The sequence below is a fragment of the Kineococcus gypseus genome (genome assembly GCF_050871305.1).
Taxonomy (GTDB): Bacteria; Actinomycetota; Actinomycetes; order Actinomycetales; family Kineococcaceae; genus Kineococcus; species Kineococcus gypseus.
In genome coordinates, this window is the sequence record NZ_JBJLRD010000085.1 from 1 (window position 1) to 9879 (window position 9879).

A 9879-nucleotide genomic window follows, 5' to 3' on the forward strand; every position below is an offset into this window, starting at 1 on the left:
CCCCCCCCCGCCCCCCACCCCGTCCCGGTCCTCGTGGACGTCCCCTCCGCCGCCCTGCACGTCGTCGCCGGCGAGCGCGACGACGTGGTCGTGACCGTGCTGCCCAGCGACCCGAGGAGGTCCGGCAGCGTGCGCGCCGCCGAGGAGGTGCGCGTGGTGCGCGACGGCGACGCGGTCTCCGTCACCCACCCCGGTTCCTGGAAGCAGTACGTCCTGCCCCTCTCCACCGGCACCGTGGACGTCACCGTCGAACTGCCCGCGGGCTGCGACCTGCGGGGCAAGGTCGGTTCCCTGCACGTCGAGGGCGCGCTGCGGAGCGTGCGGATGACGCTGTCCGCCGGTGACGCCCGCCTCGAGGACGTCGAGGAGCTGGACCTGAAGGCCTCCGCGGGCTCCGTCCAGGTCGCCCGCGTCGCGGGCGACCTGGAGCTGAGGGTGAGCGCCGGCTCCGTGCGCGTGGGCGAGGTCGCGGGTCGCGGTGCGATCCGCGCCACCAACGGCACCACCACCGTCGGCTCGGTCACCGGCACCCTGCAGGTGCACGGCGCGCACGCCGACATCGAGGTGGGCCACGTCCGCGGGAGCGTGACCGCCCGTTCCGCCCACAGCGGCATCCGGGTGGACCGGCTGCGCTCCGGCAGCGTCGCGCTCACGAACTCCTTCGGCTCGATCGAGGTGGGTGTGCCCGTCGGCACCGTCGCCCACCTCGACGTCAGCTCCGAGCACGGCAGCGTCCGCAACCACCTGACGCCCACCACCGGGCCCGTCGCCGACGAGGAGACCGCCGAGGTCCACGCCAGCACCGGCTACGGCGACGTCGTCGTCCGCCGCCCGTGACGGCGTCGGCGCGGTCCCGAGAGCAGGAGGAGCAACCGTGACCACGAACCACGCCCGCGGCCCCGCCATCCGGGTCCGGGGCCTCGAGAAGTCGTTCGACGGGACGCCCGTGCTGCGCGGCGTCGACCTCGACGTGCCGGCGGGGACCGTCCTCGCCCTGCTCGGCTCGAACGGGGCGGGCAAGACCACGCTGGTGCGGATCCTGTCCACCCTGCTGAAGGCCGACGCCGGCACCGCCACCGTCCACGGCTTCGACGTCGCCGCGCAGGCGCGCGACGTGCGTGCCTCCCTCAGCCTGACGGGTCAGTTCGCCGCGGTCGACGAGGTCCTCTCCGCGCGGGAGAACCTCGTGCTCGTCGCCAGGCTGCGCCACGTGGACGACCCCGGCGCGGTCGCCGACGAGCTGCTCGCCCGCTTCTCGCTCACCGCGGTGGCCGACCGCAGGGCCGCGACCTGCTCCGGCGGCACGCGCCGCCGGCTCGACATCGCGATGAGCCTGGTCGGCGACCCCCCGGTCCTCGTCCTGGACGAACCCACCACCGGGCTGGACCCGCAGGCTCGCCTGGAGGTGTGGAGCACCGTCGAGCGGCTCGCGCGGGCCGGCACCACGGTCCTGCTGACCACCCAGCTCCTCGACGAGGCCGAGCGCCTCGCCGACCGGATCGCCGTCCTGCACCGGGGCGTGATCGTCCAGGACGGCACCCTCGCCGAGCTGCGGCAGCTCCTGCCACCGGCGCGGGTCGAGCACGTGCAGGAGCAGCCCAGCCTCGAGGACGTCTTCCTCGCGCTCGTCGGCGGGACCGCCGGGACCGGGCGCACCCCCGACACCGCACCTCCCGGAGGCGAACCGCGATGACCACCCGCGCCCTGAGGGACACCGGCGCCCTGACCGGCCGCTCCCTGCGCCACGTCCTGCGCAGCCCCGACACCGTCGTCACCACCGCGCTCACCCCGATCGCGCTGATGCTGCTGTTCGTGCACGTGTTCGGCGGCGCGATCGACACCGGGACCGACGAGCCCTACGTCGACTACACCCTCCCCGGCATCCTGCTCATCACGATCGCCTCCGGCGTCGCCTACACCGCCTACCGGCTCTTCCTGGACCTGCAGGGCGGCATCTTCGAGCGGTTCCTCTCCCTGCCGATCAGCAGGTCGAGCGTGCTGTGGGCGCACGTGCTGACCTCCCTGACCGCGAACCTGGTCTCCGTGGCCCTCGTGGTCGGCGTCGCGCTGCTCACGGGGTTCCGCCCCCGGGCGTCCCTGGCCGGCTGGCTGGCCGTCGCGGGACTGCTGGTCCTGTTCACCCTGGCGCTGACCTGGATGGCCGTCATCGCCGGGCTGTCGGCCAGGAGCGTCGACGGCGCGAGCGCGTTCAGCTACCCGCTGATCCTCCTGCCGTTCGTCAGCTCCGCGTTCGCGCCCACGGCCTCGATGCCCGGCCCGGTCGCCTGGTTCGCCGAGAACCAGCCCGTGACGGCGGTCGTGACCACGCTGCGGGCGCTGTTCGCCCGGGAGCCCGTCGGGGCCGACGCCTGGGTCTCGCTGGCCTGGCTCGTGGGCCTGCTGGTCCTCGCCCAGGCGCTGGCGGTCCTCGTGCACCGGCGCAGGTTCGGCTGAGCCCAGCGCCCGGCTCCCGGGGCCGCCCGGCCCCGGGCGCCGCGCCTCAGATGCCGCCGGGCCCGACGGGTCCGCCCTGGCCCCAGCGGAAACCCTCCGGCGCACCGCGCACCGTCCGCACGTCCCAGCCCCCGGGACCGTCGCGCCCGCAGCGCGAGCACACCTCGTACGGCTCACCGTCCTCGGTGTGCCGGACCGACCAGTGGTGCCGACCCACCAGGCACCTGAGCGACTTCACCGCGCACCTCCTCGCCGAGGGTGCGCCGCAGTGTCCTCCTGCGCCGCCGCCCGCGTCCAGGGGCGTAGGCCCGCCCAGCATCCCGAACCAGCGCCCCGGCCCCGCGGCCCGGCCCCGCGCCCGCGGCGCCGTCAGCGCGGCGCCGTCAGCGCGGCGCCGTCAGCGCGGCGCGGTGGGCAGCCGCACCTCCACGCGCAGCCCGCCCCCGGGGCGCGCGCTCAGGGTGAGCGCTCCCCCGTGCGCCCGCACGACGCTCTGCACGACCGCCAGCCCGAGGCCGACGCCGGCGTGGCCGTGGCGCACGCGCTCGGCGCCGCGCTGGAACGGCTCGGTGAGCGTCGGCAGGAGCTCCGCGGGGACCTCCTCGCCGGTGTTCTCGACGACGAGCACGGCGGAGCCGTCGACGCTGGCGGTGCTCACCCTCGCGGTGCCGCGGGAGGGGAGGTTGTGCACGAGCGCGTTGTGCAGCAGGTTCGTGGTCATCTGCAGCAGCAGCGCGCGCGAGCCGGTGGTCGGGGTGACCTCCCCGCAGGTCTCCAGGGTGGTGCCGTGCCGCTCGGCCAGCGGCAGGAGCACCTCGGCGGCCTCCTCGGCGAGCAGGGAGAGGTCGACGCGCTCGAGGGTGGCGGGCAGCCGGTCGGCGCGGCTGAGCAGCAGCAGCGCCTCGGTCAGCTCCACGGCCCGGGCGTTGACGACGCCCAGGCGCTGCAGGAGGTCGTCGGTGTCGCGCCGGGGGTCCTCGCGGGCCACGTCGAGCAGGGCCCGCGTGATGGCCAGCGGGGTGCGCAGCTCGTGGGAGGCGTTGGCCGCGAACCTGCGCTGCTCGGCGACGTGCGACTCCAGCTGCGCGAGCATGGCGTCGAAGCTGTCGGCCAGCTCGCGGAACTCGTCCGCGCGGCCCGGCAGCCGGATGCGGTGCGAGAGCGACCCGCCGGCAGCCGTGCGCGTGGCCGCCGTGATGCGGTGCAGCGGAGCCAGGACCCGCCCGGCCAGGAACCACCCGCCCGCGACGCCGAGCACCAGCAGGAACGCCAGCGCCGCGGCCGCCCTCGGGGCGAAGGCGCGCACGAGGTCGGAGCGGTTCGGGACGAAGAGCTGCGGCCGGCGCCCGGGAGGACCGGCGGTGGTCAGCACGCCGTCGGGCACGTACCGCAGCAGGAACACCTGCACGACCGCCAGCAGCAGGGCACCGGCGACCACCAGGAAGGCCGCGTAGCTGATGGTGAGCTTGAAGCGGACGCTGCGTCCGGGCCTCCTACCCACCGCCGCTCCCCCGGCCGCTCCCCCCGCTCCCCCCGCTCCCCGCGCCGTCGTCCTCGCCGTCCCCGTCCCCGGCCCCGTCCCCGGCGTCGATGCGGTAGCCGACCCCGGGGACGGTGGCGACGACCCACGGCCGGCCCAGCCGCTTGCGCAGGGTCGAGACCGTGATGCGCACCGCGTTGGTGAAGGGGTCGGCGTTCTCGTCCCAGGCGCGCGCCAGGAGCTGCTCGGCGCTGACGACACCGCCGTCGGCGGCGAGGAGGACCTCGAGCACCGCGAACTGCTTGCGCGTCAGCGGCACGTACCGGCCGTCGCGGTGCACCTCGCGGCGGAAGGGGTCCAGGCGCAGGCCCGCGAGCTCGCGCACGGGGGGCCGGTGGTGCGCGCGCCGGCGGTCCAGCGCCCTGATGCGCAGCACGAGCTCACGCACCTCGAACGGCTTGGTCAGGTAGTCGTCGGCACCGAGCTCGAAGCCGGAGACCTTGTCGTCCAGCCGGTCGGCGGCGGTGAGCATGAGGATCGGCGTGCCGCTGCCGGAGGCGACGATGCGGCGGGCGACCTCGTCGCCGGAGGGCCCGGGCACGTCCCGGTCCAGGACGGCGACGTCGTACGCGTTGACGTCCAGCAGTTCCAGCGCGCTCGCGCCGTCCCCGGCGACGTCGGCCGCGATCGCCGCCAGGCGCAGCCCGTCGCGCACGGCCTGCGCCATGTAGGGCTCGTCCTCCAGGACCAGAACGCGCACAGCGCCCAGTCCTAGCACCCGGGGCGTCTCGCGGGCGTATCGGGATCCGCGTACGCCCCTGCGACAGCGCGTCGCCTGCACTGGCGGCGTGTCCCGATCCGCAGCGGCACCCGCAGGGTCCCGCAGAACCGCCGAACCCACCACCGCCCCCAGGGCCGCCGCCCCGGTCGCCGCCCCGGTCGCCGTCCTGGCCGCCGCTCTCGTGGCCGTCGCCCTGGTCGTCACGGCCGCGCTCGCCGGGGGCCCCTCCCGCCGGGGCGCACCACCCCCCGCGCCCGGCGCGGCCCCGCGCGCCGCCACCGCCACCGCCACCGCCCCGGACGCCTGGGCCGACGGGGTCGTCACCGAGGCGGACGGCGTGCTGCCCGAGGGAACCTCGGCCGAGGACGGGCAGCACCCCGGCGTGGCGAACCTCGACCCCGCCCTGCTCGCGGCCCTGCGCGCGGCGACGGCGCACGCGGCGGAGGTGGGGGTCGAGCTGGAGGTCAACAGCGGCTGGCGCTCCCCGGAGCACCAGGAGCGGCTGCTCGCCGAGGCGGTCGCCGAGCACGGGGCGCAGGAGGCCGCCCGGTGGGTCGCCACCGCGGAGACCTCCGGGCACGTCTCCGGCGACGCCGTCGACGTCGGCCCGCCCGCGGCCGCGGCGTGGCTGTCCGAGCACGGCGCCGAGCACGGCCTGTGCCGCACCTACCGCAACGAGCCGTGGCACTTCGAGCTGCGCCCCGCGGCGCTCGAGCACGGGTGCCCGGCCCCGTACGCCGACGCCGCGCAGGACCCGAGGACGCGGCGGTGAGCGCACCGGCGCTCAGCCGGCCGACGCCACCGGAGGTGCTCCGGACGCCTGCGGCGCCTCGGCCGCGTCGCCGCCGCGCAGGATCGAGCTCATCCTCTTCCCGCGCGCCACCTCGTCGACGAGCTTGTCCATCCAGCGGATGCGCTGCATGAGCGGGTCCTCGATCTCCTCCACGCGGTGCCCGCAGATCGTCCCGGTGATCTCGACGGCGTGCGGGTTGAGGCGGGGCGCCTCGGCGAAGAACGTCTCGAGGTCCACCCCCCGCGCGAGGGCCCGGCGCAGGCCCTCCTCGTCGTAGCCGGTCAGCCAGCGCACGACGCGGTCGACGTCCTGCGCGCTGCGCCCCCCGCGCTCCACCTTCTGCACGTAGAGGGGGTGGATGCTCGCGAAGCTCGTGCCGAAGATGCGGTGTCGCGCCACGGTGCTGCCTCCCGACGTCGTCCCGCCGAGGATCGCGCGGCACCGGCACCCCGGTCAACGGCGCCCCGGTAGGCTCGCGCCGCCTGTCGCCAACGGTTCGCAACAAGCGTGCTGCGGGCCCCGTCCGACCGAGGAGCCGCCGTGCCTGCGCCCACCCCCGCCCCCGCGTCCGCGCGCGCCGCCGGGCGCGGCTGGGACCGCAGCGACACCCGCCGGCTGCTGCGCCTGCTCGCGGTGGTCGCCGCCCTGCACGTGCTGGGCTGGGGCGTGCTGGGCCTGCTCGTCGTGCCGCGCGGCTTCGGCGTCGGCGAGCAGGTCTTCGGCTGGGGGCTGGGGCTGACCGCCTACCTCTTCGGCGTGCGCCACGCCTTCGACGCCGACCACGTCGCCGTCATCGACGGCACCACCCGCAAGCTCACCGGCGACGGGCAGCGCCCGCTGTCGGTGGGCTTCTGGTTCTCCCTGGGCCACTCCACCGTCGTCTTCGCCATGGCCCTGGTCGTGGCCACCGGCGCCCGCTTCGCCTCCGGCCTGGTCACCGAGGGCAGCGCCGCCCACGACGCCCTGGCGCTCTTCGGCACCACCGCGGCCGGGGTGTTCCTGTGGGTGATCGGGCTGGTCAACCTCGCGGCGCTGCTGGGGGTGCTGCGCACCGCGCGCCAGCGCCGTCGCGGCCGCCTCGACGACGCCGCGCTGCAGCAGCGCCTGGCCCTCGACGGCGCCGTGGCGCGCCTGCTGCGCCGCTTCACCGCCCGCATCGACTCCCCCCGCCAGGTCTACCCCGCCGGGCTGCTCATGGGCCTGGGCTTCGACACCGTCACCGAGGTGGCGCTGCTGGTGCTCGCGGGCACGGCGGCGGTGACGCTGCCGTGGTACGCGGTGCTGGTGCTGCCGGTGCTCTTCACCGCCGGCATGAGCCTGTTCGACACCCTCGACGGGGCGCTCGTGAACGCCGCCTACGACTGGGCGCTGGCCGACCCGCTGCGCCGGCTGGCCTACAACGGCGTGGTCACCGGCGTCTCGGTGGCCGTGGCGCTGGGCATCGGCACCGTGCAGCTCGTCACCGTCGCGCACGACGCGCTGGGGCTGGGCGACGCGGTGACCGGCTGGGTGGCCGGTCTGGACACCGGTGCCGTCGGCTACGCGGTGACCGCCCTGGTCCTGCTGCTGTGGCTGGGCGCGCTGGCCTGGTGGCGCCTGCCGCGCCCGGCGCGCTAGCCGACCAGCGCGGCGCCGTCGCGGGCGAGCGCCGACAGGCGCGAGACCGCGCGCAGATACTTCTTGCGGTACCCGCCCTGCAGCAGCTCCTCGGTGAAGACCTCGTCGAAGGGCACCCCGGAGGCCACCACGGGCACGTCGCGGTCGTACAGGCGGTCGGCGAGCACCACCAGGCGCAGGCCCACCATCTGGTCGCCCACGGTGCTCACCCCGCGCAGGCACACCGCGGCGGTGTCGCGCACCATCGCGCCGTAGCGGCTGGGGTGCACCCGGGCCAGGTGCGCGAGCACGTCGGCGAAGTCGTCCAGGGTGGCGCCGGGGCGGGCCGCGGCGCGCTCGACGGCGGCGTCGTCCACGGGGGCGGGGGCCGCGGGCAGGCCGCGGTGGCGGTAGTCCTCCCCGTCCACGCGCTGCACGGCGAACTGCCCGGCCAGCGCCTGGATCTCGCGCTGGAAGTCCTGGGCCGCGAAGCGCCCCTCGCCCAGCGCGCCCGGCAGGGTGTTGGAGGTGGCCGCCAGCCGGGCGCCGGCGTCGACGAGCTCGCGCATCAGGCGCGACATCAGCACCGTGTCGCCGGGGTCGTCCAGCTCGAACTCGTCGATGCACACCAGGTCGTGCGGCGAGAGCGCCTCCACCGCCTGGCGGAAGCCCAGCGCCCCGACGAGGTTGGTGTACTCCACGAACGTGCCGTAGGCGGCGGTGCGCCCGCCCTCGGTGACGACCTGGTGGTACAGCGAGGACAGCAGGTGCGTCTTGCCCACGCCGAAGCCGCCGTCCAGGTACACCCCGGGCGGGCCCTGCGGGGCGCTGCGGCGCTTGAACAGCCCCGCCAGCCCGCCGCCGCGCCCGCGCTCGCCCGCCAGCACCGACTCGCCGAAGGCGCTCATCGCCGCGACCGCCTCGGCCTGGGTGGGCTGGTCGGGCGCGGGCACGTAGCTGGAGAAGCGCACGCCGGCGAAGCGCGGCGGGGGCACCAGCTCGGCGACGAGCTGCTGCGCCGGCACCCGCGGGTCGCGCCCGGCCAGGGAGCCGGCGGCCCCCCGCTCGTCGGGGCGCGCGGGGCTGGGCTCGGGTCGGCTCACCCGGGCAAGGGTAGTGAGCCGGGCGCACCGCGCCGCCCGGGTCCCGCCCCGGGGCCCTCTGGCAGGATCGCGCAGCGGCGGGAACGCGAGCGCCCCGCGCGCTGTTGAACGGGGCGCGGGCGCACGGCCCGCCGGACGCCAGAGGCTCCCAGCGCACGGAGGACGACAGTGGCCCTGCCGCACGACAGCGACGACAAGCTCGCCGCCTACGCCCACCCGGACAAGCTCGTCACGACCGCCTGGCTGGCCGAGCACCTCGGCGAGCCGGGCCTGAAGGTCGTCGAGAGCGACGAGGACGTCCTGCTGTGGGACACCGGCCACGTGCCCGGCTCGGTCAAGGTGGACTGGCACACCGAGCTGAACGACCCGGTCACCCGCGACTACGTCGACGGCGAGGGCTTCGCGGCGCTGATGTCGCGCAAGGGCATCTCCCGCGACGACACCGTGGTGATCTACGGCGACAAGAACAACTGGTGGGCCGCCTACGCGCTGTGGGTGTTCACCCTCTTCGGGCACCCCGACGTGCGCCTGCTCGACGGCGGGCGCGCCAAGTGGATCGCCGAGGGCCGCGAGACCACCACCGAGGCGCCCGAGCCGCAGCCGGCCGAGTACCCCGTGGTCGAGCGCAGCGACGCCTCCATCCGCGCCTTCAAGGAGGACGTGCTCGCCCACCTCGGCGGCAAGCTCGTCGACGTGCGCTCCCCGCAGGAGTACACCGGCGAGCGCACCCACATGCCTGACTACCCCGAGGAGGGCACCGTGCGCGGCGGGCACATCCCCGGCGCCGACAGCGTGCCGTGGGCGCGCGCGGCCGCCGAGGACGGCACCTTCCGCACGCGCGCGGAGCTGGAGGCCATCTACCAGCAGGAGAAGGGCCTCTCGCCGGACGACGACGTCATCGCCTACTGCCGCATCGGCGAGCGCTCCAGCCACACCTGGTTCGTGCTGCAGCACCTGCTCGGCTTCGGGAAGGTGCGCAACTACGACGGCTCCTGGACCGAGTGGGGCAACTCGGTGCGCGTGCCCATCGTCAAGGGCGCCGACAAGGGCGAGGCCCCGGCGGTGCGCCCGTGAGCGAGCACCTGGACGAGGACGTCTTCTCCCCCACCGCCGGCCTGCCGCCGGCGATGGCCGGCATCGTCGAGGACTTCCGGGCGCTGCCCGAGCGCGAGCGCCTGCAGCTGCTGCTGGAGTTCAGCCAGGGCCTGCCCCCGCTGCCCGAGCGCCTGGCCGGGCACCCGGAGCTGATGGAGCGCGTGGACGAGTGCCAGTCCCCGGTGTTCGTCAACGTCGAGGTGGACGAGGGCTCGCGGGTGCACCTGCACGTGTCCGCCCCGCCGGAGGCGCCCACGACGCGCGGCTTCGCCGGGGTGCTGCGCGAGGGCCTGGAGGGCCTGCCCGCCGCCGAGGTGCTCGACCTGCCGCCGGACGTGTGCTCGCGCCTGGGCCTGGAGCAGGCCGTCAGCCCGCTGCGCATGCGCGGCATGACGGGGATGCTCGCGCGCGTCAAGCGCCAGGTCCGGGTGGCCACGGCCTCCTGAGCGCGCCCCCCGGCGCGCACCGGCGGGGGGGGGGGGGGGGGGCCCCCCCCCCCCCCCCCCCCCCCCCCCCCCCACCCCCCCCCCCCCCCCCCCCCCCCCCCGCGCCCCCCCCCCCCCACAACCCCACCCCC

The 9879-nt window shown here is 76.2% G+C and carries 12 protein-coding genes; 7 read left to right on the top strand and 5 right to left on the bottom strand.

Translation table 11 applies throughout. From position 1 onward, the window contains the following. The 3 genes from ACRYMN_RS20070 to ACRYMN_RS20080 form a co-directional block, all read left to right on the top strand. A partial coding sequence (locus tag ACRYMN_RS20070) for a DUF4097 family beta strand repeat-containing protein (RefSeq protein WP_432499040.1) occupies positions 1–837 on the top strand: 837 nt, incomplete at its 5' end. Positions 838–874: 37 nt separating this feature from the next. Next, positions 875–1693, top strand: coding sequence for an ABC transporter ATP-binding protein (locus ACRYMN_RS20075; protein ID WP_432499042.1), 819 nt, complete (start codon positions 875–877; stop codon positions 1691–1693). Then, positions 1690–2454: an ABC transporter permease gene (locus ACRYMN_RS20080; protein ID WP_432499045.1), complete on the top strand. Its 765-nt coding sequence runs from the start codon at positions 1690–1692 to the stop codon at positions 2452–2454. Before ACRYMN_RS20075 ends, ACRYMN_RS20080 begins: the two co-directional genes overlap by 4 nt. 46 nt (positions 2455–2500) lie before the next feature. Here ACRYMN_RS20080 and ACRYMN_RS20085 read toward each other — a convergent pair whose 3' ends face one another. The 3 genes from ACRYMN_RS20085 to ACRYMN_RS20095 all read right to left on the bottom strand — a co-directional run bounded on the left by ACRYMN_RS20085 (position 2501) and on the right by ACRYMN_RS20095 (position 4694). Continuing rightward, positions 2501–2692, bottom strand: coding sequence for a hypothetical protein (locus ACRYMN_RS20085; RefSeq protein WP_432499047.1), 192 nt, complete (start codon positions 2690–2692; stop codon positions 2501–2503). A gap of 159 nt (positions 2693–2851) precedes the next feature. Next, on the bottom strand, positions 2852–3955 hold the full coding sequence (locus tag ACRYMN_RS20090; protein ID WP_432499050.1) for a sensor histidine kinase: 1104 nt from the start codon (positions 3953–3955) through the stop codon (positions 2852–2854). Beyond that, on the bottom strand, positions 3948–4694 hold the full coding sequence (locus ACRYMN_RS20095) for a response regulator transcription factor (RefSeq protein WP_432499053.1): 747 nt from the start codon (positions 4692–4694) through the stop codon (positions 3948–3950). Before ACRYMN_RS20095 ends, ACRYMN_RS20090 begins: the two co-directional genes overlap by 8 nt. A gap of 88 nt (positions 4695–4782) precedes the next feature. Here ACRYMN_RS20095 and ACRYMN_RS20100 point away from each other — a divergent pair, with 88 nt between their 5' ends. Next, the gene (locus ACRYMN_RS20100) at positions 4783–5487 is read left to right on the top strand and encodes a D-alanyl-D-alanine carboxypeptidase family protein (RefSeq protein ID WP_432499055.1); all 705 of its coding nucleotides are present in this window, start codon (positions 4783–4785) and stop codon (positions 5485–5487) included. Positions 5488–5499: 12 nt separating this feature from the next. Here the strand turns inward: ACRYMN_RS20100 and ACRYMN_RS20105 are convergent, their stop codons facing one another. After that, the gene (locus tag ACRYMN_RS20105; RefSeq protein WP_432499057.1) at positions 5500–5907 is read right to left on the bottom strand and encodes a DUF2200 domain-containing protein; all 408 of its coding nucleotides are present in this window, start codon (positions 5905–5907) and stop codon (positions 5500–5502) included. Between the two features lie 141 nt (positions 5908–6048). Here ACRYMN_RS20105 and ACRYMN_RS20110 point away from each other — a divergent pair, with 141 nt between their 5' ends. Next, positions 6049–7125: a HoxN/HupN/NixA family nickel/cobalt transporter gene (locus ACRYMN_RS20110; protein WP_432499060.1), complete on the top strand. Its 1077-nt coding sequence runs from the start codon at positions 6049–6051 to the stop codon at positions 7123–7125. On the opposite strand, the gene zapE is transcribed toward ACRYMN_RS20110, so the two are convergent. Further along, entirely contained in the window at positions 7122–8207 is a 1086-nt protein-coding gene (gene zapE, locus ACRYMN_RS20115; RefSeq protein ID WP_432499063.1) for a cell division protein ZapE, read from the bottom strand. The two genes, ACRYMN_RS20110 and zapE, sit on opposite strands and share 4 nt — an antisense overlap. A 168-nt stretch (positions 8208–8375) precedes the next feature. On the opposite strand from zapE, the gene ACRYMN_RS20120 reads away from it, so the two are divergent. After that, positions 8376–9281, top strand: a complete 906-nt coding sequence (locus tag ACRYMN_RS20120; protein WP_432499066.1) for a sulfurtransferase — start codon at positions 8376–8378, stop codon at positions 9279–9281. Positions 9282–9334: 53 nt separating this feature from the next. Next, entirely contained in the window at positions 9335–9748 is a 414-nt protein-coding gene (locus tag ACRYMN_RS20125; protein WP_432499068.1) for a SufE family protein, read from the top strand. Positions 9749–9879: the final 131 nt, after the last annotated feature.